Genomic DNA, 23,888 nt, shown 5'->3' on the forward strand with positions numbered 1-23,888 from the left:
ACTCTGGGCGCCAGCCGCAAGCGTGCCGGCCGGGCGTCGAAGGTGTGTCCTCCAGGTACGGAACCGGTCAGCTCACCAGGCGACGCTCCCAGACCCAGGCCGCGATCTCCACCCGGTTCCGGGTGCCCAGCTTCTGATGGACGCTCCCCAGATGCGTCTTCACGGTGCCGATCGAGATGAACAGCTCCTTGGCGATCTCCGCGTTGGTCTGTCCGCGAGCGATCAGCCGAACCACCTCCAACTCCCGCGGCGAGAGCCCCCCGTCGTCGGCGCGCGGCTGCGGCGCGGTCAGGTGCTGCAGCAGACGGACCGTGATCGACGGGCTGATCAGCGCGTCCCCGGAGACCGCCGCGCGGACCGCCTCGACCAGCAGCGCCGGGCCGGAGTCCTTGAGCAGGAAGCCGGCCGCCCCGTTGCGCAGCGCCGAGTGCACGTACTCGTCGAGGTCGAACGTGGTGACCACGACCACCTTGATCGGGTCGGCCACGCCCGGGCCGGCGAGCAGCCGCAACGCCTGCAGGCCGTCCATCCGGGGCATGCGGATGTCGAAGAGCGCCACGTCCGGGCGGAGCCGGCGGGCCGCCTCGACCGCCTCGACGCCGTCGGAGGCCTCGCCGACCACCTCCATGTCCGGCTGCGCGCCGATGATCATGCCGAAGCCGGTCCGGACCATCGCCTGGTCGTCGGCTACCAGTACCCGTATCACCAGTGCATCCTCACCTCAGAGCGGAAAGACCGCGTCGACGACCCAGCCGCCGTCGACCCCCGGGCCGGACGCGATCCGGCCGCCCGCGGCGCGGACCCGCTCGGTCAGGCCGACCAGACCGTACCCCGGCCGGTCCAGCGAGGGCCGCGGCGCCGGACCGTCGTTCGCGACCCGGACCAGCAACTGGTCCTTGGCCCGCCGGACCCAGATGTCGACAGCGGTGGCCTGCGGCGCGTGCTGGCGCACGTTGGTCAGGGCCTCCATCACGACCCGGTACACCGAGGTGGACACCTCGACCGGCAGGCCGTGCGGGTCGCCCTCCAGGTGCAGCCGGCCCGGTGGGCCGCCGGCCGCGGTGAACTGCTCGGCGAGGGCCGCCAGCTCCGGGACGCCGGCCACCGGGGCCAGCGGCGCGTCCGGTCGTGATTCCGGATCGCGCAGCACGCCGACCATCCGGCGCATCGACGCCATGGTCTCCGTGCCGGCCTGTTCGATCTGTTCCAGGGCCAGCAGGACCCGCTTCGGGTCCTGCTCGGCGACGAACCGCGCGCCCTGCGCCTGCACGACGATCCCTGTCACGTGGTGGGCGATGAAGTCGTGCAGGTCGCGGGCGAACTCGGCGCGCTGCTCGGAGCGGACCGAATCGAGCGCGCGCTGCCGGTTGCCGGCCATCATGCGCAGCGTGACGCCCAGCCCGATGGCGGCGGCCGCGCCGAGCGCCTGGATCAGGCAGAACGTGCCGTAGATGGTGGTGTGCCCGGCGCGCAGCGGCATCACGCTGACCGCGGCGCCGGTGATCACCAGCGCGACGACCGCCGGGCCGGGCTGCGCGGTGCGGGCCACCAGGGCGAGCACGACCAGCAGCGCGGCCGACTCGGCCAGGCCCCACAGCCCGCCGTAGGGATCGGCGAGCGCGAGCATCGCGGTGACCGTCAGGGACACCAGGGAGACAGCGATCGCGGCGGCCGGCAGCATCCGCGAGCCGGGCCGGTAGTGCGGCAGCCAGACCGCGGCGGCCGCCACCGCGAGCAGCACCTGGCCGCCGAAGAGCCGGCTCACGCTCATGCTGGCGGTCACGTCCACCAGGCCGATCAGGGCCATCGCGCCCAGCCCGGCCACCTGCAGGACACCAACGAGAATGCGGTTCATCGTGACCCAGCGTAGGTGGACGACCCCGGGTCCCCATCGGCCGAAAGTAAGAGTCGCCGCGCCCTGAAGCCCGACCGGGAGCCGATGTGCCGGCCGCTGCCGATCGATCAGGATTCCTCCCGTCCGGTTCCCAGCTTTCCTGGAGCTTTCATGCAGACGCAGTCCTCACCTCCGGCCGCCCGGGACGCCCTGGCGGCGGTCGCGGCCGTCGACCTGGTGAAGGTGTACGGCACCGGTGACACCGCGGTACGCGCCCTCGACGGGGTCACTGTCGGCTTCGAGCGCGCCCGGTTCACCGCGATCATGGGACCGTCCGGGTCCGGCAAGTCCACGCTGATGCACTGCCTGGCCGGGCTGGACACGGCCAGCTCCGGCCAGGTGCTGCTCGGCGGCAGCGACCTGACCAAGCAGTCCGACAAGGTGCTCACCAAGGTGCGCCGGGAGCGGATCGGCTTCGTCTTCCAGTCGTTCAACCTGCTGCCGCAGCTCACCGCGGCCCGCAACATCACGCTGCCGCTGGACCTGAGCGGCCGGAAACCGGACGCCGAACTGCTGGACCGGCTGGTCACCACGCTCGGCCTGGTCGGCCGCCTCGGGCACCTGCCCAGCGAGCTCTCCGGCGGCCAGCAGCAGCGGGTCGCGCTGGCCCGGGCGCTGGTGTCGCGGCCCGAGGTGCTCTTCGCCGACGAGCCGACCGGCAACCTGGACTCCCGGTCCGGCGCCGAGGTGCTGGGCCTGCTCCGCGACTCGGCCCGGCAGTTGGGCCAGACGATCGTGATGGTCACCCACGACCCGGGCGCGGCCGCCTACGCCGACCGGGTGGTGCTGCTCGCCGACGGGCAACTGGCCGGGGAGATCCACCAGCCGGACATCGCCTCGGTGACCGACGCCCTGCAGCAGCTGGCGAGTGCCCGATGAACACGATCCTGCGCACCCAGCTGGCGGGCGTCGTCCGGCGCCCGGCGCGGATGCTTCTCACCGGCCTGGCCGTGCTGGTCGCCTCGTTCGTCGTCTACGCCACCGTGCTGGCCCAGCAGATCACCGAGCGCAGCGTGCTGGACGGCCTGAGCGGCACCCCGGAGGCTGTCGATCTGGTCGTCCGGGACGGCAGCATCAGCGACAAGCAGCTCGCCGCGATCAACGCCATCCCCGGGGTCTCCCGGACCGCCGCGCGGCTGGGCATCGGCGCCGGCCTGGGCGGGCAGTACCTCAACGTCACCGCCGATCCGGGCAGCGGCCCGCTGGCCCTGGTCACGGTGAGACAGGGGCGGTATCCGGGCGCGGCCGGCGAGATCGCTGTCACGCCGCGCACGGTCCAGCTGCTCGGCCTGACCGTCGGCTCGACCGCGACCATCGATCCGGGCACCGGCCGGAAGGTGCCGCTCAAGGTGGTCGGCGTGGTCGATCCGCCGCAGGACTTCGGGTACGACGCGTACGCCCCGGCGAGCACCGTCATGCGGCTCACCGACCTGCCGTACCTGCAGCAGATCGACGTCGACGTGGACGCCGGGACCGACGCCGGCCCGGTACGCGACCGGATCGAGGCGTTGTTCGCCGGCGCCAAGCCGGAGGATCGGGCGAACGTGGCCACGGGGGCCGACGTCCGGCTCGCCGAGGCGCGCGACGCCGCCGACCAGATCGACCAGGTGTTCGCCGTGGTCGGGATGTTCGTCGGGATCGCCGTCGCGGCGGCCGGCCTGATCGCCGCCAGCACGTTCCGGATCGTCTTCGCCCAGCGGATGCGGCAGCTCGCCCTGCTCCGCGCGGTCGGCGCCGGCCGCGGCGCGACGTTCCGCGCCCTGGCCACCGAAGGAGCCCTGACCGGCCTGGTCACCGGCGTCACCGGGGTGCTCGCCGCGCTCGCCGCCGGGCACCTGGTGCCGGCCGCGCTGCGGGGGCTCGGCTGGCACGTGCTCGGCCCCGGCGTCCCGCTGCTCCCGGGGCTCGGCACGGTGCTACTGGCCGTGGTGATCTCGGTGGTGGCGGTGCTCGCGCCGGCGGTCTCCGCGTCCCGGGTGGCACCGCTCGAAGCCCTGCGCGCCGCGGCCGGCACCGGCGCCCGCACCGGGATCGGCGTGCTCCGCTGGATCGCCGGGCTGGTGCCGCTGGCCGCTGCGCTGGCCGTGGCCGCCTACGTCCACGCCAACCTGCCCGGCCCGGACGAGGAGAACTACGACGCGCTGCGGATGCTGCTGGCCGTGGTCGCCTCCGGGGCGCTCGCCTTCGTGGCCCTGATCGCGCTGGGCCCGGTCCTGGTCCGGCCGGTCCTGGTGGTGGCCGGCTGGCCGCTGCGCCGGCTCGGGCCGGTCGGCCGGCTCGCGGTCGGCGGGGTGGGCGGCAGCGCGCGCCGGGCCGCCGCGGTGTCGGTGGTGGTGGCGCTCGGCGTCACGCTGACCGCCGGGGTGCTGGTCGGCGTCGCGTCCATCCGGGCGCTCGGTGACCGGGAACTGGCCGCGGCCGCCCCGGCGGACTTCGAGATGACCGGCGGCGCGGGCAGCACCCTGCCCAGCGCGTTCGTCGACCGGGCCAGGGCCAGCCGGGAACTGACCCGGGTCACCCCGTACCGGCGGCTGGACACCGCGAAGGTGGCCCAGTTCGAGCAAATCGCGATCACCGACCTGGACGTCGGCGCGCTGCCCCGGCTGCGTGACCTGGACGTCCGGTCCGGTTCGGTGGGGGACCTGAAGCCGGGCGCCGCGGTGCTCGCGCACTACCTCGCCGAGATGGCCGGCCTCGGCCTCGGCGACACCGTGCAGGTGCACAACGGCAGGAAGACCGTCGGCCTGAAGGTGGTGGCGGTGCTCGGCGACGACGCGCCGCTGCACACCGGCCTGCTGGTGACGCCGGCCGACCTGACCGCGATGGGGATGGGCCCGCAGTGGTCCGGAATGCTCGCCGACCAGGCCGGGGACGGGGAACGGGCGCGGACCGAGGCGCTGCGGGCGATGCGCGCGGCCGGCGCCGGCAATCCGGAGTTCACCGTGAACGTGCTCGCCGACCAGCGCGACAACCTCAACGCCGACCTGGCCACGCTGCTCGGCATCGCGCTCGGCCTGATCGGGCTGACCGTGCTGATCGCCGTGGTCGGGGTGGGCGCCACCACGGCGCTGTCGGTGGTCGAGCGGGTCCGCGAGTCCGGGCTGCTGCGGGCGATCGGGATGTCCCGGGCCGGGCTGCGCACCATGCTCACCGCCGAGTCCGCTCTGTACGGGGTGATCGGCGCGGTGCTCGGGCTGCTGCTCGGTGTCCCGTACGCCTGGCTGGCTCTGCAGGCCACCGGGGCGAACGCGCCGCTGTCGGTGCCGGTGTGGCAGCTGGCCGTCGCGTTCCTGGTGCTGGTCACGCTGACCGCGCTGGCCGGGGTGCTGCCCGCGCGCCGGGCCGCGCGGGTGAGCCCGGTGAACGCGCTGGGCACCGACTGACCGGTCAGCCCGAGCGGCGCGCCTGACCGCGCCGCTCCGGGCCGGAGTGCGGGTCGGCGGAGGGCAGGGTGAACCAGAACGTGGCGCCCTGCCCCTCCTCACCCTCCGCGCGGATCTCCCCGCCGTGCCGCTCCACCGCCCGGTGCACAGTGGTCAGGCCGATCCCGGTGCCCGGGAAGTCCCGCGCGTCGTGCAGCCGGGCGAACGGGCGGAACAGCTCGCCCGCCTTGCCGGCCGGGAAACCGGCCCCGTTGTCCCGGACGAAGTACTCGCCGCCCACGCAGCCCACGCCGATCACCGGATGCTCGACCCGGTGGGTGAACTTCACCGCGTTGTTGATCAGGTTCTCCAGGATCACCCGGACCAGGCCCTCGTCCCCGTCCGCCGACATGCCCTCCTGCACCTGGAACTCCACCCGGTGCGCCGGGTCCCGGGCGGCCACCTCGACGCACACCTGCTGGGCCGTCACGGTCAGGTCGAAGGTGGCCCGGCGCAGCTCCCCGCGGCTGGCCCGGGCCAGGATCAGCAGCGACTCGACCAGGTCCGCCATCCGCAGCGCGGCCGCGTGGATCCGGGTGATGCGGTGCCGGGTCAGCTCGCCCAGCTCCTCGTCGTCCGCCTCGTCCAGCATGTGTTCGGCGAAACTGCTGATCACCTGCAGCGGGCCGCGCAGGTCGTGGGAGACCGAGCCGGAGAACGCCTCCAGCTCCCGGTTGCGCCACTCCAGCTCCTCCACCATGGCGGCGCGGGTCTCGGCCAGCCGCCGGGCCGCCCGCTCCTCGGCGGCGTCCAGCTCCCGGCGCATCAGCTCCTCGCGGATCCAGCGGGCCTCGTCGTGCGCCTGCTTGCGCCGGATCTGCGCCCGCACGTGCACCCGCAAACCCTCCGGGACGTCGGCGTGCCGCACGTAGTCGTCGGCCCCGGCGGCCAGGCACGAAAGCATCGCGTCCTCCCGGCCGGTCATCACCAGCGGCAGGTCGCCGACCTGCGGTACCGCGCGGATCCGGCGGCACGCCTCGCGGGCGCCCGGCACGTCGTCGCCGGTGCCCAGCACGAGGCAGTCGGCGGCCTGCTCGCCGAGCAGGTCCAGGGCGTCGTCGACGCTCGTGCACGGGATGATGTCGTACCCCTCGGTGCCCAGCGCCTCGGCCCAGACGTCCAGATCGTCGCGGGACGGGCTGACGACGAGCACCTTGCCGGGCCCGTGCAGGCTGGCGATCGCCTCGATCGGCAGCTGCTCGGCGGCGTGCCGCAGCACCGCGGCCAGCTTCGCCAGCACCACCGCCATGTCCTGCTGCTTGCGGACGAACGCGTCGGCCCCGGCGTCCAGCATCTGCATCTCGGTGGCGTAGTCGTCGGCGGCGGTCATCAGCAGGCAGGGGGTGTCGCGCAGGGCCGGGTCGAGGCGGATCCGGCGGATCACCGTGGCCCCGTCGATGCCCGGCATCACCCCGTCCACGATCACCGCGTGCGGCCGGCGGTCGGCGGCCGTCCGCAGGCCCTCCTCGCCGCTGGCCGCGGTCAGCACCGCGTACCCCTCCGGCTCCAGCAGGTCGCGCAGCTGCTCGCGGAAGGTCACGCTGTCGTCGATCACGAGGATCACCGGGGCGCCGTCGCCGGACCGGGCGCCCGGCTGCGTGCCGAGCAGCTGCCGGGTACGGGCCACCACGTAACCCGCGTCGTACGGCTTGCCGATGTACTCGTCGGCGCCGATCCGCAGCCCGGCCAGCCGGTCGGCGACCTCGCTCTCCACCGACAGCAGCATGGTCACCACCCGCTCGTGGGCGGCCGAGCCGCGCAGCTCGGTGAGCAGCTCCAGGCCGTCCGCGTCGGGCAGCAGCACGTCCAGGATCGCGGCGTCGAACCGGGCGGACGCGAACGCCTTGCGGGCCTCCGCGCCGGTGGCGCAGAGGATCGTGGCGAAGCCGTCGTCGGTGAACGCGTCGTTGAGGTCCATCCGGACGGTCAGGCTGTCATCGACGATCAGCACGGTCGGGATCATCGGCGACCCGCCACCGGCTGCAGTTCGGCCAGGCGCGCCGAGATCCGGCCCGGCGGCAGCACGTGCACGGCCGCGCCGAGCAGCGCCGCCTCCCGGGGCATCCCGTAGACCGTGCAACTGTGCTCGTCCTGGGCGAACGTGACAGCGCCCCGGTTGCGCATCTGCAGCAGCCCGGCCGCGCCGTCCCGGCCCATCCCGGTGAGCAGGCAGCCGGCCGCCGACCCGCCGTACTCGGTGGCCACCGACTCGAACAGCACGTCCACCGACGGGCGGCAGGAGTGCCGCGGCGGGCCGTCGGACAGCCGCAGGACGCGGTCGCGGACGTACAGGTGCCGGTCCGGCGGGGCGAGCAGGACCTGGCCGCCCAGCGAGCGCACCGGCAGGCCGTCGCTGGCGTACCTGACGTTGCGCCCGCTCTGCCCGGCCAGCCAGTCGGAGAACGCCACCGCGAACTGCTCGCTGGCCGCGATGTGCTGCACACACAGCACCGGGGTGCGGAACTTCGGCGGCAGCCCCCGGAGCAGCTCGGTGAGCGCGGCCGGTCCGCCGGTGGACGCCCCGACCGCGACCACGGCCAGCTCGTTCGCCGCCGGGGGAGTGGCCGCCGGTGGCCCGATGAGCGGCGCGGGCGCCGTGGACCGCCCGTTCAGCCGGGCCCGTGGATGGGTGATCACCCGGATCCGGGACACCATCCGCAGCGTCCGGCGCAGCCGTGGCGACCAGTCGGCGTCCGAGTCGTCGCCGCGCGGTTTCTCCAGCACGTCCACCGCGCCCGCGGCCAGCGCGTTGTACGTGCTGAACAGCTCCCGCCGGTCCGCCGAGGAGACCACCAGGATCGGGGTCGGGTGCTCGGCCATGATGTGCTCGGTCGCCTGCAGTCCGCTGATCCCGGGCAGCATCATGTCCATCGTGATCACGTCCGGGCGCAGCCGGCCGGTCAGCGCGACGGCCTGCTCCCCGGTCACCGCCTCGCCGACCACCTGCAGCTCCGGGTCCTCGGCCAGCGCCTCGCGCAGGTAGTTGCGCATGGTCGGCGAGTCCTCCACCACAAGCACCCGGATCATGCCCGCACCACCAGCCGACGGATGTGGGCGAGCAACTCCTCCTGGTCGAACTCGCCCTTGACGATGTACGCGCTGGCCCCGGCGGCCGTCCCGCGATCCCGGTCCTCGGCGCTGGCCCGCGAGCTGACCAGGATCGCCGGCACCCCGGCCAGCTCGGGATCGGCGCGGGTGCGTTCGACGAAGCTGAAGCCGTCGATGCCCGGCATGTCGATGTCGGTGAGGAACAGCCCGTACCGCCGGGACCTCGCCCTGTCCAGGCCCTCCTCGCCGGAGGCGGCCAGATCGACCTGGTAGCCGGCCGATTCCAGAATGCTGCGCTCCAGCATCCGGGTGGTCAGCGAGTCGTCCACCACCAGGATCGGCAGCGGCGGAGCGGCCGGCGCGGACGCCGCGCGGGGACCGCTGTCGTCGCGCAGCAGCGCGCTCGCCAGCCCGGCGGGGTCGAGCACCAGCCGCGGGTTGCCATCCGCGTCGAGCGAGACGCTGCCGATCACCGGGGTGGACGGGGCCAGGCCCGGCAGCGGGCGGGCGACCAGCGCGTGGGTGCCGCAGAGCCCGTCCACGCCGACCGCCACGACACCCTGGCCGGCGTCCACCATCACGGCCGCGCCCGGCCCGGCGGCGTCCGGCACCGTCCGCCCGGTGTAGAGCATCTCGACGAGCGGCCGGAACGGCGCGGCGGTGCCCTCGAAGACCAGCTTGCCGGTGGCCGCGGCGGTGGCCGCCTCCGCCACGCTCAGGCGCACGCAGGCCCGGACCGAGTCCAGCGGCAGCGAGACGACCGTGCCACCCGCCTCGACCAGCAGCCCGGTCATGCTGAGCAGCGCGAGCGGCACGGACAGCTGGACCGTCGCCCCGGCGCCCGGCGTGCTGCGGATCTTCACCTCGCCGTGCAACTGCGCCGCCACGTCACGCAGCACGTCCATCCCGATCGCCCGGCCGGCCACCTCGGTGACCGTCTCGGAGGTGCTCAGCCCGCCGTGCAGCACCAGGTCCAGGACCTCCGCCTCGCCGGCCGCCAGCAGACCGCGGGCCTGCGCCTTGGCCCGCAGCGCGGCCACGTCGAACCCGCGCCCGTCGTCGGTGCAGCGGAACACCGCGAACCGGCCGTCCCGCTCCACCTCGAAGGTGACCGAGCCCTCCGGGGCCTTGCCGGCCGCGATCCGCTCCGCCTGCGGTTCCAGGCCGTGCACCACGGCGTTGCGCACCACGTGCTGAAAGGCCGCGCTGACCGGGCCGAGCAGGTGCGAGCCCATCCGTACGTCGGCGCCGTGCGCGGTGAAGCGCACCCGCTTGTCCTCGGCGTCCGCGGCGTCGCGCGCCGCCCGGTGCAGCACGGTGAAGATGCTGCCGGCCGGCACCAGCCGCAGCCCTTCCGCCTTCGCCCGCACCTCCGCCAGCTCCCGCTCGATCTGGTCCACCGCGTCGATGAAACGGCGGCCGGCGGCGCCCAGGTCACCGGCGAGGCGCTGGGCCGAGGCCCGGGTCACCGCGGTCGCCGCCCGGCCGCCGCGCAGCTGGTCGGCCAGCACCTCGGCCGACCGGTGCAGGTTCTCGACGGTCCGGCAGCCGGCGCGCAACGGCGCCATCCGGGAGCTGGCCTCGCCGATCGAGTCCAGCAGCTCGTCCAGATCCCCGGACGAGGCGCGGTGCGCCACCGGCTCGGCCGGCTCCTCGGGTTCCGGTTTTCTCTCCACCGGCGCCGCCGGCCTGGTCAGAGCCGCCACCTGGGCGCTGATCTCGTCGTTGAGCCGCAACAGCTCGCGCATCTGGTCGGCGGCCAGCCCGGCCGGATCGTCCCGGTGCGGGATCAGGATCTCCTCGAACTCGTGCGCCCGGTCGGCGATCTCCTTCTGCCTCACCACCCGGGCCGCGCCCTTGAGCGTGTGCGCCACCCGCAGCAGCTTCGCCACCGGCTCCGGCCCGGGCCGCTGGTCCAGGTCCAGCACGCCGGAGCTGATCTGCTCGACCAGTTCCCGCGCCTCGACCCGGAAGTAGCGCAGGGGGTCCCGGTTCTCCGGCATCTCAGTGGCTCCGGGTTCCGACCAGCTCCAGCAGCTCGCCGGAGAGCGTGCTCAGGTGCGCCGCGGTCTGTTTGGTCTGCACCGCGCTGCTCTCGGTCTCCCGCGACACCCGGGCGGTGTCCGAGACGGCGACGTTCACCTGCTCGACCGCTGTGGTCTGCTGCTTGGTGGAGAGCTCGATCTCCCGGGTGGCGTCGTTCGTGGTGGCGACCAGCTCGACGATCTCCCGGAACGAGTTGGTGGCGTCGTCGAACTGCCGGGCCCCGGCGTCCACCGCCTTGGCCCCGATCTCGGTGGCCATCACCGTGGTGTTCACCGCGCCACGGACGTCCTCGATCAGCGCCCGGATCTCCTTGGCCGACGCCGCCGTACGGTCGGCCAGCTTGCGGATCTCCTCGGCCACCACGGCGAACCGGCGGCCCCACTCACCGGCCCCGCTCGCCTCGATGGTGGCGTTGATGGCCAGGATGTTCGTCTGCTCGGCCAGCTCCGAGACCAGGTCCACGACCACGCCGATCTGCTGCGACTTCTCGCCCAGCGCCAGCATGTGCCCCACGATCTGATCGACCTGGGTGCGGATCGCGCTGATCGACGCGCGGGTCTGGTCGATGGTCTGGTCGCCGTTGCGCGCCGCCGACTCGGTCTCCTCGGCGATCTTGGAGACCCGCTGGGCGCTGTCGGCGATCTGCCGGGACGTGATCAGCAGCTCGTTGATCGTGGTGGTGATCTCGTTCATCGCGCTGGCCTGGTCCCGGCCGCCGTCGACCTGCTGGGCGGCCGCCGCCTCCAGCTGCGCCGACGAGCTCTGGATGTGCCCGACCGCGGCGCCCACCTCGCGGCGCAGGTCCCGGCTCAGCCGCCAGGCCACCAGGATCGCGCTGCCGGTGGTCAGCACACCCAGGACGACGATCACCGTGATCGCGATGTTCGCCTGCCGGGTCGAGCGCCTCTGGTCGGCCGCCACGTCCGCGCGAACCTGGTCGATCAGCGCGCTCAGCGCGGCCTGCACGTCCCTGCGCAGCGGCACCGCCTGGGTGTTGTTGAGCTTCGCGGCGGCCAACGGGTCATTGGTCCGGGCCCGCTCGGCCATCGCCGTGTCCACCCACGCCGCGTGCTTGTCCTCGGCGTCCGCCACCCGTCGCAGCAGGTTCTGGACCGTGGCGCCGGCGCCGTTCTGCAGGTCGCGCAACTGCGCGCGGAACTCGGTGCGGTCCTGCGCGGTGGCGCCGGCGTACTCCTGCGTGCCGTAGAGCAGGTACGCCCGGTAGTCGGCCAGCCGCTTCTCCATCAGCCGGTTGAGGTTCTCCGCCCCGCTCAGCTCCCGGGTGGCAGCGGTGACCACGCGGTCCTTGGCGTGCACCACGAAGAGCAGGCAGAGCGCGGCCACGACCACCGAGAGCAGCGTCAGCACACCGGTGATCCCTACGCCGAAGCCGAGTTTCCGGCCGTACGTGTGTCCAGCCATCATGTGGTCACCTCCGAGTGTTCGTGTCCGGCCATCCGGTGGGCCAGGGCGCGGGTGGCCGCCACGTCGACGATCGGCCGGTTGCCGTCCGGCAACCGGACCATGCCGCGCAGGCAGCCCTGGGGTACGGCGGCCGCCGCGGAACCGTCCACCACGTCCGCGGACCGCACCCGGACGTGGTGGTCGAGCCGGTGGAACGCGAGCGCCAGCGGGGGCGCGCCGCCGGCCAGCACCAGCCAGCGCGGCTCGTCGCCGATCGGATGGCCGAGCAGGGTGGCCAGGTCGTACACCGGGACGGCGACACCGGCGAAGCCGGCCAGGCCACGCAGCGCGCGCACCGCCGTGGGCAGCGGCGTGACCGGCCGGTCCGGGTGCAGGCCGGAGGTCTGGGACAGCCGCAGGGCGTAGGATCGGCCGCCCACCCCGATCGCCAGCAGCTCCACCGTCTCGTCGTCCAGGGTGCGCAGCGGCACCGAGAAGGAGTGGTCGAAGTCGGCCCGCAGCCGCTCGACACGGGTGCGGATGGAATCGGTCATCGCCGGGTTTCCCGGGACATGGCCGCGTCCAGCTCGGTGCGGCACAGCGAGCTGAGCGTCAGCCGCCCGAATCCGCCACCGAACAGCGTGATCCGCTCCTGCGACTCCCGCGGCAGCAGCTCCAGCGCGGTGGCCAGCTCGGCGGCCGCCGCCCGCCCGTCGCCGCGGCGCCGGGCGAGCACGCCCATCCGCAGCCGGGGCATGGCGAAGCCCGGGTCCAGGTACGCCGCGAGCCGGTACTGCCCGTACGCCTGATCCGGCTGGTCCGCCTCGTCGCAGGTGCCGAGCAGCTGGTGCGCGTCCGGGTCGGGGCCACCCGAGTCGATCAGCTCCCGGGCGGCGTCCCGGGCCTCCGGGATCCTCCCGACCTGGGCCAGCAGGACGCCGCGCAGCAACAGGTCGTGCGTCGGGGCCAGGTCGAGCGCCTCGGCGAAGCGCTCGTCACGCAGCAACCGCAGGGCCGCCTCGCGAGGGTCGGCCCGGCGCCGCGGTGGCCTGCGCGCGACGACGATCCGCGGGGCCGGGTCGGGCGGGGCCGGCGCCGGCACGACCCGGCGGTAGTACACCGTGTCGCCGGCGTCCTCCACGCGGAAACCGGCGGGACGGCTGCCCAGCGTGTCGGTGTGGCCCAGGAACAGCGCCCCGCCCGGCGCCAGCGAGCCGGTCATCCGCTCCACCAGGCGGGTGGCTGTCGCCTCGGTCAGGTACATCAGCAGGTTGCGGCAGAAGATCACGTCGTACCGCTCCGGCTGCCAGATCCCCGGATCGTCCGGCCCGGCCACGTTGTGCCCGGCGAAGCGCACCGAGCCGACGACATCAGGCACAACCTCGAAACCCTCCTTGGTTCGGCGGAACCACCGTTGCCGTACGTCCTGCGGGGTCTCCCGCAGCGACCACTCGGAGTACACCGCCCGGCCGGCCCGCCGCAGCATCTCCGCGTTCGCGTCGAGCCCCAGCACCGACACGATCCACTCCGGGCCCGGCCGTGCCCGGTGCGCCGCGATGGCCAGCGAGTACGCCTCCTCGCCGGAGGAGCAGCCGACCGACAGCAGCCGCAGCACCCGCTGCCCGGACCGGGCCTCGATCCGCTCCGGCAGCACCCGCTCGGCGAGCGCGCGGAACTGCGAGCCGTGCCGGAAGAAGTAGGTCTCGGTGATGCTCAGCCGCTCGGCGAGGATCGCGATCTCCTCCGGCCAGTCCCGCCCGGCCAGCCGGTTCAGGTAGTCGTCCTCGGACAGCCGACGGGCCGCGGCCCGCTCGGCCAGCACCGGGAAGATCGGTACCGCCTCGGTGTCGGCGGTGGACCAGCCCAGCCGCTGCTCCAGGATTCCCCGGAACCGGGCCACGGGCAGGGCCTGCCTCACGCCGCCGCCCCCGTGGCGGTCTCCTGCGCGGCGGTCTCCCAGACCTCGTCCGGGACGGTGCGGATGCCGTGCAGCAGCAACAGGGGTTCGGTGCCGACCCGTCCGACCGCCGCGACAAGCGATGTCGACGCGCCGGTGAACATCGTGCCGGGGCCCTCCGGCGGCGCCGCCCGCACGGTCTGCACCCCGAGCACCGGCCCGGTCGCGCAGACCACCGGTCCGCGCCCGGCGCGCACCGCCACGTACCGATCGATCTCGGACGTCACCCCTGTCAGCAGACGGGGCACATCGACCACCGGGGAGGGTTCGCCGCGCAGGATCGTCAGGCCCCGGACGTAGGGTGGGGTGCCGGCCAGCGGGCGCGTCGGCAGCGGGCGCATGGTCTCGACGACCTCGGCGAGGGGCAGCGCGCAGAACAGCGGCCCGGCCCGAAAGACCAGCGCGGCGACCCCAGCCTCTTGCTGCTCCACGGTCTCAGGCTAGCCAGGGCGCCCGTGGAATTCGCGAACTTTGCTCGCTTTGGCCTGACAAATACACCACCCCGGCCCGCGTTGCCGCCTGACCGGCCAGGCGCGGCGTCGCGCCGGGTCCACCGGGCAGCGCGGCCGGCGGTAGCCGGCTGGTCCTCACGGTTGTCTCGAGCGTCCCGAGACAACCGTGAGGACCAGCCGAGGAGCGCGAGCCGCGTGGTGGGCGTGCGTGGGCCGCAGCCTCGCGGACCGCTGACCGGCGTGGGGCGCGCTGTGCGGGACCCGGCGCCGGGTTCGAGCCCGGGCGGCTGGCGGATGGGCCGGCTCCGGAGGGCGGCCGCCCTTCCGCGCGCCGGAGCCGGCCGGCTCACCGTGCCCCCGGGAGGTGCGACGTCAGTCCTTCGACGCCCACCACGTGGGGATCAGGGATTCCTCCTGCTTGCGGGCCTTGCGGGCCTTGCCGGACCTCGGCCGGCGGCCGGCCACCGGCAGGTCCGGCGACTTGGTCTCCGCGACGTCCGAGGGAGACGCTGCCGCGCCGGTGGCCGAGGCGGCCGGGAGGTCGAGCGTCGCGGGAGGGCGGCCGGCCCGTGGCGAACCTTCGCGACCGACCTCGGACCAGCCGGCGTGCGGATGGCCGTCGCGATCCACCTCGGGCCACCCGGCCGGCACCGGCCCGGAGAAGGTGGCCACCGGCGGTACGGACCGCTCCGGGCGGGCAGCCGCCGGGGGAGAGGTGTCCGGCCAGAGCCGGGGCCGGCGCTGGGCGGCCAGGTCCTCGACCCAGCCGAAGAGCACGACGGCCACCGCGGTCAGCGCCAGCGCGACCGTCAGCGTGACAGGTTTCTCCAGGTGGCCCAGGTCGTCGACGGTGAGGAAGGTGAGAATCGGCCAGATCGCGGCGATGGCCAGGTTGTGCCAGAGGTAGACGGTCACCGCGCGGGCGTTGAGCAGGGTGACCGCGCGGTCCAGCGGGCGGAGTCTGGCGAGCCAGGCCATGCCGGGCTGCCAGCGGAGGAAGAGCAGCACGAAGGCGAGCGAGTACAGCGACTGCGACTCGGAGACGTCGTTCAGGTCCCAGGCGTCCTCGCCCTGGTGACCCTGCTGGTAGTAGAGCGCGGCGCCGGCCAGCACCGCGGCCAGGAAGACCACGGTCGCCGGCGCGAGCCTGCGCAGCCGGCCGTCGCGGTGGGCGAAGCCGGTGATCCAGCACGCGGCGTAGGTGACGAAGTCCCACATCACCACGTCCGCGGTCTCCGGCAGCTCCAAGCCGCTGCGGTCGATCATCGCGATGGCGGCGAACGGGACGATCACCAGTAGCCAGCATGCCGGGCCGAGTTTCTTCCAGAGCAACCACAGGGCCGGCGAGAGGGCGATGAACCAGACGTACGCCCGGATGTACCAGAGCGGCTCCCAGGCGTCGATGGCCAGCTCGCTGCCGGGCGGGTCGCCGAGCGGCAGGACCCAGAAGGCGAGCTTCCACCACGTGAACGGGTGCTCGCCGTCCTCCTCCCGCGCCCAGCCCGCGGCGATCATCACCGGCACGGCGAGGAGCCCGAGCAGCCACAGCGGCGGAAGCAGCCGGCGCAGCCGGGACGTCACCACCCCGGTGGCGGGCCGCCGCTCCAGGGACGCCGCGGTCAGTGATCCGGCCAGGGCGAACATGACCCCCATCGCGGGCATCACGATCGACAGCCAGGACCAGCCGAAGAGGTGGTAGACGATCACCCGGAGGATTGCCGCGGCACGAAGCAGATCCAGGTATCGGTTGCGCACCTGGGGAACCGTAGTCAGGGCCCGGCGGGAATCGGGACATCCGGCCGGTCGGCAAGAGCGCCTCACCGGATTACCCCGATAGCGGGAACTGTGCCGGAATCCAGTGCGATTGTGCGACGCGCGTGCGTGGCCGTTTCCGGACTTTGCGCTGCTCAGGTCGTACGGGCAAATGGTTTTGCGAACGGCCTGGGGCAACGGCGGACCCGGCGGCGAAGTGACCGCCCCGCGTCTGTGACGTTGGTCAACTCCGTGAGCGCCCCGGAAAAGGCGGGGCGCCTGACGGAATGGGATCGACGACGTTATGCGCAAGTCTCTGGTTGTGCTCGGCGTGGCCGCCACCGCCCTGATCGCGGGTGGGGTCGTCACGACACGCGCGATGGCGCAGGAGCCGCCGGACGCGTTCGCGGGGCTCGGCGTCTTCGGGATGCCGGTGGTGGTCGTGGACGACGGCTACCAGGAGGAGCCCGCCGTCGGCGACGATCCGCCGGACCTGCCGGAGACCGAGCCGTCCGAGCCGTCCGAGCCCTCCGAGCCGTCCGAGCCGGTCCCGCCCGGCCCGCGGTCGCCGGCGAGCGGCCCGGCGGCGGAAGCTTCCGGCGAGACCGTGCGGCAGGCGCCGCCCGCGCGGATCAAGGCCGTCGTCCCGCGGAAGAACTACGGGTTCGCCGCGGCCGCCGACCCGATCGCCGCCTCGCACACCCCGGTCACCCCGGAGAGCATCTCGTCCAGCCCGGTCTCCCCGGTCCAGCAACAGGTTCTCGCTCTGGTCAACCGCTATCGCGGGAGGGCCGGCTGCGACCCGGTGACCGTCGACCGCCGGCTGATCGACGCGGCCAACCGGCACGCCGCCGACATGGCCCGCCGGCACTACTTCGAGCACGAGTCCCCGGACGGCGGGCGACCCGGCGACCGGGTCAGCGAGGCCGGCTACCGGTGGAGCCGGTACGGGGAGAACATCGCCCGTGGGCAGGTCAGCCCGTGGGAGGCGATGGCCGGCTGGATGCGCAGCCCGGGTCACCGGCAGAACATCCTCGACTGCCGCCTGGACCAGATGGGCGTCGGACTGGCCATCGCCCGCGACAAGACCCCGTACTGGGTCCAGGACCTCGCCAGCCCCAGGTAACCGCAACGCAACTCCCCAGGAAGTCAACCGCACGCCCGGGATGCCGTATGGCATCCCGGATTCATGTCACGGTCTGTGCCCCGATCGTCGTCGGGGGACAGGTGTGCTTCGATGTGCGCACGACACTCCTGGGGAGGATGTGATTTGACAGTGAAACGTGTTACCGCACGTCTCGCGACGGCCGCGACAGCCGTCGTGGTGGGCGGCGGTCTCGGCGCGTTCGCCCTGACCCCGGCCGGCGCCGGGGCCGCGGTGCGGACCGCGCCGGTGGCCACCACGGTGGTCACCAGGGCGGCCGCCTCCTCGTGCGCCACCGGCAAGTACCAGAAGCAGGTCGAGACCTACCTGAAGAAGCTGGGTGGGTACGGCACGATCACGGTCGACGGCAAGCAGTCGAAGGCGGACTGCGCCGCGATCGTCAAGTTCCAGAAGCGGTTCGGCATCCAGCCGGCCGCGGGCCTGGCCGGCCCGACCACCTTCGACGTCGCCAAGCGCCTGGCGTCGACGAAGACGTCGGCCTGCAAAGCCAACAAGAAGGGCATCACCTTCTGCATCGATCTCACCCACCAGACGACGTGGGTGATGAAGGACGCGAAGGTCTACGTCAAGCCCACCGTCACGCGCACCGGTATGAAGGGCTACCGGACACCGGCCGGCACCTTCAAGATCAACAAGCGGACGAAGAAGGAGTGGTCCGACCCGTACCACGTCTGGCTGCCCTACTGGCAGCGCTTCATCGGCGGGCGCGGGTTCCACCAGACCACCACGTACATCCACGACAAGTGGCGTGGTTCGCACGGTTGCGTCAACCTGCTGCCGCAGGACGCCAAGCAGTACTACGGCATCGGCAAGATCGGCTCGGTGGTGAAGGTGTTCGGGCGCCGTCCCGGCACCTGATCCGATCGCGCGAGCTCGGGCCGCCCCAACACCAAAGGGGCGGCCCGTTCCGCTTTCCCTGGCATAGAGTGGCCTCTTGTGTCTGGCACCCACTCCCGGGGCGCGCTCCTCGCCGGCGGAACCCTGGTGCTGCTACTGCTGACCGCTGCCAGCTGCGAAGAAGGCGATCCGGGGGTACGCGTCGGCGCCGCCATCGTGGGCACCGTGGAAGAGGTCGTGGAGGCGCCGGGATCGGTGACCGCGCGGGCCACGGCGACCGTCACCGCGCCGGCCGCCGGGACCGTCGGCGACCTGCGGGTGGAGCCCGGCGACCGGGTGGCCGAAGGGGACGTGCTGGCCGTGATCGACTCGCCGGAACTGCGGCAGCGGCGCGACGCCGCGCTCACGACGCTGGACCGGCTCCCGCCCCGCGCAGGCGGGCCCGTGGGCGACTTCACCGAGGTCCGCAGACGCACCGACGAGCGGGCCGGGTTGGCGTTCGAGCAGGCCTTCGCGGCCGCTGACCGGATCGCCGACCCGGCTCTCCGGGAAGCGTTGCGGCAGCAGGTCGATGCGGCGCGGGCGCAGTACCGGTCGGCGTCGGCCGCCGTTGACGCCGCCTTCCGCGCGGTCCAGCGCGGGGTCGCCGCGCTCGGGGAGGCGGTCTCCGCACTGTCCGCGGCGCAACAGCTGCAGGCCCGGCAGGCGTACGACCTGGCCGACGCCGCCGTCGACGCGCTGACCCTGAGAGCTCCGATAGCCGGACTGGTGCAGCTCGGCGGCCGGCCGTCGCCACGCTCGGGCAATCTGCCGGCCCTGGTGGCGAACGGCGGCGAAGGCGCCGACCCGCCGATCTCCGAAGGCGCGTACGTGGCCCCCGGCACGCCGGTGGCGACAGTGGTGGACGCGGGACGCCCCGGACTCGCCGCGGAGGTCGACGAGACAGACGTCCTGCTGGTCCAACCCGGCGTGGCGGCGGACGCCGAACTCGACGCGGCGACCGGCGCCACCTACCCGGCGACGGTCCGCTCGGTCGACCTGCTGCCGACCGCCTCCACCGCGGGTGGCGTCTCCTACCGGGTCCGGCTCGACCTGGGCGAGGGCAGGTACACCGACGGCCGGGGAGCGGCGCCGGCGCCCCGCCCCGGGATGAGCGCGGTCGTGCGCCTGCGGGTCCGCCGGGTCGACGACGCGGTCACCGTGCCGGCCTCGGCGGTGGTCAGCGCCGACGGGCGGGACACCGTCTGGGCGGTGCGGGACGGCCACTACCAGCGGGTGCCCGTCCGGATCGGGATCGAGGGCGAGGAGTCCGTACAGATAATCTCCGGTGTCGTCGCCGGCCAGAAGATCGTCGTGGCCGGCGCCGACCGGGTGAAGCCGGGCGGCGAGGCCCCGTGAGCGTCGTCGCCACCGACGTGAGCCGCGTCTACCACCTGGACGGCGTCTCCGTCCCGGCGCTGCGCGGGGTGTCGCTCACCGTCGAGGCCGGCGACTACCTGGCCGTCGTCGGCGCCTCCGGCTCCGGCAAATCCACCCTGATGCACCTGATCGGCGGGCTGGACCGGCCGACCGGCGGCACCCTGCTGATCGGCGGCCGGGACGTCGCCGGGCTCACCCCGAACGAGCTCGCCGAGCTGCGCAACACCACCATCGGCTTCGTCTTCCAGTCGTTCCACCTGCTGCCCCGCACCACCGCCCAGGACAATGTGGCGCTGCCACTGGTCTACCGCGGCGCCGGCCGCCGGGAACGCCGGGCCCGAGCCGCCGCGATGCTGGACCGCGTCGGGCTGGCCCACCGCATGACGCACCGGCCCAGCCAGCTCTCCGGCGGCGAGCAGCAGCGGGTCGCGATCGCGCGGGCGCTGGTCACCGGCCCGTCCCTGTTGCTGGCCGACGAGCCCACCGGAAACCTGGACTCGGCGACCGGGCAGGCCATCCTGACGCTGCTGGAGTCGCTCAACGCCGAAGGTGTCGCCGTCGTCCTGGTCACCCATGACCGGGACGTGGCGGCCCGGGCCCGCCGGCAGATCCTGATGCGTGACGGCCGGATCTTATGAGGCTCGCCGAGGCCTGGCGGGTGGCGCTGGACGCGCTGCGGGCCAACCGCCTACGGAGCCTGCTCACCATGCTCGGCGTGGTCATCGGCGTGGCGGCGGTCGTCGCGCTCGTCGCCATCGGCACCGGGACCAAACAGCAGATCGAACGCCAGGTCGAAGGACTGGGCAGCAACCTGCTGATCGTCGTGCCGGGCCGGCTCGACGCCGGCAGCGCCCCGGCCAGCTCGCCGCTGACCCTGGACGACGTGGAAACGGTCACCCGGGTGGTCGGCGACCGCTGGCGCGTCGCCGTGACCATCGCGTCCGGGGAGACCGTCCGCGCCGGGCGGCGCTCCCGGTTCGCCAGCATGCAGGGCGTCCTGGAGACCACACCGGCGGTCTTCGCCCGCGGCCTGGACCGGGGCGCCTACCTGACCCGCACCGACGTCAGCACCGGCCGGCGGGTGGCGGTGCTCGGCGCGGGGGTGGCCCGGACGCTGTTCGGCGAACGGGACCCGGTCGGGCGGCAGATCACCATCGGCGGCGTGCGGTTCCGGGTGATCGGCACGTTCCGGCCGCTCGGGCAGAGCCTCGGCGTGGACCGGGACAACGAGGTGCACGTACCGGTGACCGCCGCGCAGCGGCTCCTCGGCACCGACCGCGTCGACGGCCTCGCCATCCGGGCCCCCGACCGGGAACGCGTCGGCCGGCTCGGCCGGGACGTGGTCGCGGCCCTGGTGAGCCGGCACCCGGACACCAGGTTCAGCACTGTCACCCAGGAGCAGATCCTCGGCGTGCTCGGCGACATCCTCGGCGTGCTGACCGGGGTGCTCGCCGCGATCGCCGGGATCAGCCTGCTGGTCGGCGGCGTCGGCGTGTCGAACATCATGCTGGTCTCGGTACGCGAGCGGACCAGGGAGATCGGGCTGCGCAAGGCGGTCGGCGCGCACCCGCGCGACATCGGTGTCCAGTTCCTCCTGGAAGCGGTCCTGCTGACCACCACCGGGGGAGTGCTCGGCATGTTGCTCGGCGCGGCCGCCGCCGTGCTGGTCGACGCGCTCAGCCCGGTGCCGGCCGCGCTGACCTGGTGGTCCATGGCCCTGGCGTTCTCCGTGTCCGCGGGCGTTGGCATCATCTTCGGCGTCGTCCCGGCACAGCGGGCCGGCCGGCTCGATCCGGTGGTGGCCCTACGAACGGAGTAACAGATGAAACGGGTACCCGCGCCGCTGCTGGTCCTGGCCGCGATCGCCTCGGTCCAGCTCGGCAGCGCGGTGGCCCGGACCCTCTTCGACGACCTCGGCGCGTCCGGCGTCACGTTCCTGCGGCTGGCCGTCGCCGCCGTCCTCCTCGGCGTGCTCACCCGGCCGGACGTGCGGTCCTGGTCGCTCGCGCAGTGGCGGGCCGCCGCCCTGCTCGGCATCGCCATGGGCAGCATGAACCTGGTCTTCTACCTGGCCATCCAGACCGTCCCGCTGGGCACCGCGGTGACCGTCGAGTTCCTCGGCCCGCTGCTGCTCGCGCTGGTGCAGACCCGCCGGCTGCCCGACCTGGTCTGGGCGCTGCTGGCCGGCGCCGGAGTGGTGCTGCTGGGCCTGCACTCCGGAGGCTCCGCCCCGCTCGGCGGCCTGGTGCTGGCGCTGGTCGCCGGACTCTGCTGGGCCGGGTACATCGTGTTCAGCGCGCGGGTCGGCGCGCTGATCCCGGGCACCGGCGGCCTGGCCGTGTCGCTGGCCGTCGGCGCGCTGCTGGTCGCCCCGTTCGGCCTGGGCGGGGCGAGCGCCGTCCTGGGCCACCCGCACCTGCTACTCGGCGGGACGGCGGTGGCCCTGCTCTCCTCGGTGATCTCGTACGGCCTGGAGCTGAACGCCCTGCGCCGCGTCCCCACCCGGGTCTTCGGCATCCTGATGAGCCTGGAACCGGCCGCCGCCGCGCTCGCCGGGCTGCTCGTCCTCGGCCAGCGGCTCGGTCGGGTCGAGGTGGTCGCGCTGGTCCTGGTCACGCTGGCCAGCGTCGGCGTCACGCTGGGCCGCCGGGCCGCCGTGGAGCGCGAGGTCGTGCCGGTCTGAGCGGCCGGCCGCGGCCGGGCCGGGTCGTCGTCACGTCCGCTTCCCGACCGCCGGCTGCTCCGTTGTGACATCCCCGGCCGTCTCCTCGTCCCTGCGGCCGCTCAGCGGCGCCAGGATCTCCTCCGGGCTGCGGGGGTACGGACCCCAGCCGTCCCGCAACACGTGGATGTAGACCGCCTCCAGGCAGACCCCGATCCGCTCCACGAGATCGTTGTCGTCCGCCGCGCCCAGCCGGACCGCCCGCGCGAAGTGGTCCAGCGCCTCCATCAGCCGGCCCTGGTCGAACGCGCTGCGCCCGGCGTTCTCGTGCACCACGCTCCGCACCGCCGCGGAGACCTCGGAGTCCACCGCCCGCTGGAAGAGCCGGTCCGCCTCCATCCAGTCCCCGCGCAGCCGCAACACGTGCGCCAGCTCCGCCTGTGCGATCACCATCGACTGCTCGTCCTGCGCGGACTCGGCGTGCGCCAGCGCCAGCCGGCTCGCGGCCGCGGCCATGCCCAGCTCGCCGAGCAGGCGGTAGACCTCCGCGCGTACGCTCAGCAGTCCCGCCTTGACGATGTTGTCGGCCTCGTCGGTGAGCGGCCCGTCCAGGCGTTCACCCAGCTCGCGCAGCGCCTCCCGGTCGTCGACGACCTCCCGTAGGGTGCCGCCGTCCAGCCGCCAGCGGATGGCGTCCAGGTCCGCCGCCGAGAGCGGGAGGTGTTTCCCGAGGTCGCCCGACTCCTTACCGGTACGGCCGTCGGCCGCCCCGGCGCTGTCCGGCGCCGCCCCCGGGCTGTCGTCGCCGCCCGGCTCGTCCACCTCGGGCACCGGGTTCTTGGTGACGAACCAGCCGCTGCCGAACGCGTCCTCCGCGTACCGGCGCGGTTCCTGATCCGGGCCGGAGACGGCGAGGCGGGCTATCGGCTTGAGGTTGTGCAGGGTGCCGTCCGGGTCCATGTACGGCGCGGGCTCGGCGCCCGGCTGCTCTTGGCCGGGTGTGCTGACCGGTTGCCCGTGGCCGGGCGCGGTGGGCGGCTGTTGCCGGGCCGGTCCGCCGGTGGGGGCGGCCTGGGGTGCGGGTGCCCCTGCGCCCTGCGGCGGGTTGCCGGGGGCGGCGTCGGGCGGTGCGGATGCCGGAGCGGGGGGTGCTCCGGCAGGGGTCGGGGCGGGCGACGCCACGGCCGGGGTCACCGGCTGCGGGACGGCCCGGGCCGCCGGTGGCGACTGGTTGTCGTCCTGCGGCCGGCCGCCACCGGCCGCAGGAGCATTCCCGTCGGATGCCGGGTCGTTGTCGGGCCGTGGGGCCGGCAGCCAGGCCTTACCCGGGGCGGGGGACACGGGCCGCTGCCCGGCACGCGGCCCCCAGGCGTCCTCCTCGGGCGCCGGCACCAGGGGCAACTCGCCGGTGGGCTCGTCGGCGGCGACATGGCCGCCGTCCGGCGTCCGGTCCGGGCCGTAGGGCGCGCCGGGCGCCAGCTGGCCGGGGCCGCCGACCGGGACCTCCGCCGCGAAACCGGATCCGCCGGCCGGATTGGCCGGCCCGCTGACCGGATCCGCGGCGGGGTGGCCGAAGCCGCTCACCGGATGCGCCGCGGGGTGGCTGAAGCCGCTGACCGGGGTCGCCGCGGGCTGCTCCGCCGTGGCCCATCCGGCAAGCGAGACCGGCCGCGCCGGACCCGGCTGACCCGGTGTCCACTGCGTCGCGGGCGACACCGAATGCGCCGCCTCGTGCGCCTGCCCGGACACCGCCCAGCCCGGAACCACATCCCCCGGAACGGCGTTGCCCGGAATCGCCTGTCCGGGCACGGCGGGCCCGGGAACCGCGTG

The 23,888-nt window shown here is 74.0% G+C and carries 18 protein-coding genes and 1 pseudogene; 8 read left to right on the plus strand and 11 right to left on the minus strand.

Annotated elements, in window-relative coordinates; translation table 11 throughout:
- Positions 1–67: 67 nt before the first annotated feature.
- Together Asi03nite_RS04145 and Asi03nite_RS04150 are read right to left on the minus strand one after the other, a co-directional pair.
- Positions 68–706, minus strand: a complete 639-nt coding sequence (locus Asi03nite_RS04145; RefSeq protein ID WP_203677042.1) for a response regulator — start codon at positions 704–706, stop codon at positions 68–70.
- Between the two features lie 15 nt (positions 707–721).
- The gene (locus tag Asi03nite_RS04150) at positions 722–1,855 is read right to left on the minus strand and encodes a sensor histidine kinase (protein ID WP_203677043.1); all 1,134 of its coding nucleotides are present in this window, start codon (positions 1,853–1,855) and stop codon (positions 722–724) included.
- A 150-nt stretch (positions 1,856–2,005) separates the two neighbouring features.
- Here Asi03nite_RS04150 and Asi03nite_RS04155 point away from each other — a divergent pair, with 150 nt between their 5' ends.
- Both Asi03nite_RS04155 and Asi03nite_RS04160 read left to right on the plus strand, forming a co-directional pair.
- Positions 2,006–2,773 (plus strand): ABC transporter ATP-binding protein, encoded by a 768-nt coding sequence (locus tag Asi03nite_RS04155; RefSeq protein ID WP_203677044.1) that lies wholly within the window; start codon positions 2,006–2,008, stop codon positions 2,771–2,773.
- Complete coding sequence (locus Asi03nite_RS04160) at positions 2,770–5,277, plus strand: FtsX-like permease family protein (RefSeq protein ID WP_203677045.1); 2,508 nt, start codon at positions 2,770–2,772, stop codon at positions 5,275–5,277. Before Asi03nite_RS04155 ends, Asi03nite_RS04160 begins: the two co-directional genes overlap by 4 nt.
- A 4-nt stretch (positions 5,278–5,281) precedes the next feature.
- Here the strand turns inward: Asi03nite_RS04160 and Asi03nite_RS04165 are convergent, their stop codons facing one another.
- The 8 genes from Asi03nite_RS04165 to Asi03nite_RS04200 all read right to left on the minus strand — a co-directional run bounded on the left by Asi03nite_RS04165 (position 5,282) and on the right by Asi03nite_RS04200 (position 15,978).
- Positions 5,282–7,267, minus strand: coding sequence for a response regulator (locus Asi03nite_RS04165; RefSeq protein ID WP_239102369.1), 1,986 nt, complete (start codon positions 7,265–7,267; stop codon positions 5,282–5,284).
- A gap of 8 nt (positions 7,268–7,275) precedes the next feature.
- Positions 7,276–8,343, minus strand: a complete 1,068-nt coding sequence (gene cheB / locus Asi03nite_RS04170) for a chemotaxis-specific protein-glutamate methyltransferase CheB (RefSeq protein WP_203677047.1) — start codon at positions 8,341–8,343, stop codon at positions 7,276–7,278.
- A complete protein-coding gene (locus Asi03nite_RS38415; RefSeq protein WP_203677048.1) occupies positions 8,340–10,367 on the minus strand; it encodes a hybrid sensor histidine kinase/response regulator in 2,028 nt (675 codons plus the stop codon). The genes cheB and Asi03nite_RS38415 overlap by 4 nt, the downstream gene beginning before the upstream one ends.
- A 1-nt stretch (position 10,368) precedes the next feature.
- Positions 10,369–11,835, minus strand: a complete 1,467-nt coding sequence (locus tag Asi03nite_RS04180; protein WP_203677049.1) for a methyl-accepting chemotaxis protein — start codon at positions 11,833–11,835, stop codon at positions 10,369–10,371.
- Positions 11,832–12,368 (minus strand): chemotaxis protein CheW, encoded by a 537-nt coding sequence (locus Asi03nite_RS04185; RefSeq protein ID WP_203677050.1) that lies wholly within the window; start codon positions 12,366–12,368, stop codon positions 11,832–11,834. Before Asi03nite_RS04185 ends, Asi03nite_RS04180 begins: the two co-directional genes overlap by 4 nt.
- A complete protein-coding gene (locus Asi03nite_RS04190; RefSeq protein WP_203677051.1) occupies positions 12,365–13,732 on the minus strand; it encodes a CheR family methyltransferase in 1,368 nt (455 codons plus the stop codon). The genes Asi03nite_RS04185 and Asi03nite_RS04190 overlap by 4 nt, the downstream gene beginning before the upstream one ends.
- Entirely contained in the window at positions 13,729–14,202 is a 474-nt protein-coding gene (locus tag Asi03nite_RS04195) for a chemotaxis protein CheW (protein WP_203677052.1), read from the minus strand. Before Asi03nite_RS04195 ends, Asi03nite_RS04190 begins: the two co-directional genes overlap by 4 nt.
- A gap of 393 nt (positions 14,203–14,595) precedes the next feature.
- On the minus strand, positions 14,596–15,978 hold the full coding sequence (locus tag Asi03nite_RS04200) for an acyltransferase family protein (RefSeq protein WP_203677053.1): 1,383 nt from the start codon (positions 15,976–15,978) through the stop codon (positions 14,596–14,598).
- A gap of 301 nt (positions 15,979–16,279) precedes the next feature.
- Between Asi03nite_RS04200 and Asi03nite_RS04205 the strand changes: the two genes are divergently transcribed.
- From Asi03nite_RS04205 to Asi03nite_RS04230, 6 genes and pseudogenes are all read left to right on the plus strand, one after another.
- Complete coding sequence (locus tag Asi03nite_RS04205) at positions 16,280–17,101, plus strand: CAP domain-containing protein (protein ID WP_203677054.1); 822 nt, start codon at positions 16,280–16,282, stop codon at positions 17,099–17,101.
- 150 nt (positions 17,102–17,251) lie between these two features.
- Complete coding sequence (locus tag Asi03nite_RS04210; protein ID WP_239102370.1) at positions 17,252–17,998, plus strand: L,D-transpeptidase family protein; 747 nt, start codon at positions 17,252–17,254, stop codon at positions 17,996–17,998.
- A 78-nt stretch (positions 17,999–18,076) separates the two neighbouring features.
- Positions 18,077–19,375 (plus strand): efflux RND transporter periplasmic adaptor subunit, encoded by a 1,299-nt coding sequence (locus tag Asi03nite_RS04215; protein WP_203677056.1) that lies wholly within the window; start codon positions 18,077–18,079, stop codon positions 19,373–19,375.
- Positions 19,372–20,031, plus strand: a pseudogene (locus Asi03nite_RS04220) (ABC transporter ATP-binding protein); the annotation flags it as partial. The gene Asi03nite_RS04215 and the pseudogene Asi03nite_RS04220, both read left to right, overlap by 4 nt.
- Complete coding sequence (locus Asi03nite_RS04225; RefSeq protein WP_203677058.1) at positions 20,031–21,215, plus strand: ABC transporter permease; 1,185 nt, start codon at positions 20,031–20,033, stop codon at positions 21,213–21,215. The pseudogene Asi03nite_RS04220 and the gene Asi03nite_RS04225, both read left to right, overlap by 1 nt.
- A 3-nt stretch (positions 21,216–21,218) precedes the next feature.
- A complete protein-coding gene (locus Asi03nite_RS04230) occupies positions 21,219–22,079 on the plus strand; it encodes an EamA family transporter (protein ID WP_203677059.1) in 861 nt (286 codons plus the stop codon).
- A 30-nt stretch (positions 22,080–22,109) separates the two neighbouring features.
- Here Asi03nite_RS04230 and Asi03nite_RS04235 read toward each other — a convergent pair.
- Positions 22,110–23,888: tetratricopeptide repeat protein (locus Asi03nite_RS04235; protein ID WP_507762556.1), on the minus strand; the 1,779-nt coding region annotated here is incomplete at its 5' end.

Source organism: Actinoplanes siamensis, from assembly GCF_016862395.1.
In the GTDB taxonomy this organism is placed as follows: Bacteria; Actinomycetota; Actinomycetes; order Mycobacteriales; family Micromonosporaceae; genus Actinoplanes; species Actinoplanes siamensis.

Excerpts from the sequence above, each read along its gene's own strand:
- cheB (WP_203677047.1), bottom strand. The coding sequence starts at position 8,343 with ATGATCCGGGTGCTTGTGGTGGAGGACTCGCCGACCATGCGCAACTAC.
- Asi03nite_RS04180 (WP_203677049.1), bottom strand. The coding sequence starts at position 11,835 with ATGATGGCTGGACACACGTACGGCCGGAAACTCGGCTTCGGCGTAGGG.
- Asi03nite_RS04205 (WP_203677054.1), top strand. The coding sequence starts at position 16,280 with ATGCGCAAGTCTCTGGTTGTGCTCGGCGTGGCCGCCACCGCCCTGATC.
- Asi03nite_RS04225 (WP_203677058.1), top strand. The coding sequence starts at position 20,031 with ATGAGGCTCGCCGAGGCCTGGCGGGTGGCGCTGGACGCGCTGCGGGCC.
- Asi03nite_RS38415 (WP_203677048.1), bottom strand. The coding sequence starts at position 10,367 with ATGCCGGAGAACCGGGACCCCCTGCGCTACTTCCGGGTCGAGGCGCGG.
- Asi03nite_RS04185 (WP_203677050.1), bottom strand. The coding sequence starts at position 12,368 with ATGACCGATTCCATCCGCACCCGTGTCGAGCGGCTGCGGGCCGACTTC.
- Asi03nite_RS04230 (WP_203677059.1), top strand. The coding sequence starts at position 21,219 with ATGAAACGGGTACCCGCGCCGCTGCTGGTCCTGGCCGCGATCGCCTCG.
- Asi03nite_RS04150 (WP_203677043.1), bottom strand. The coding sequence starts at position 1,855 with ATGAACCGCATTCTCGTTGGTGTCCTGCAGGTGGCCGGGCTGGGCGCG.
- Asi03nite_RS04160 (WP_203677045.1), top strand. The coding sequence starts at position 2,770 with ATGAACACGATCCTGCGCACCCAGCTGGCGGGCGTCGTCCGGCGCCCG.
- Asi03nite_RS04155 (WP_203677044.1), top strand. The coding sequence starts at position 2,006 with ATGCAGACGCAGTCCTCACCTCCGGCCGCCCGGGACGCCCTGGCGGCG.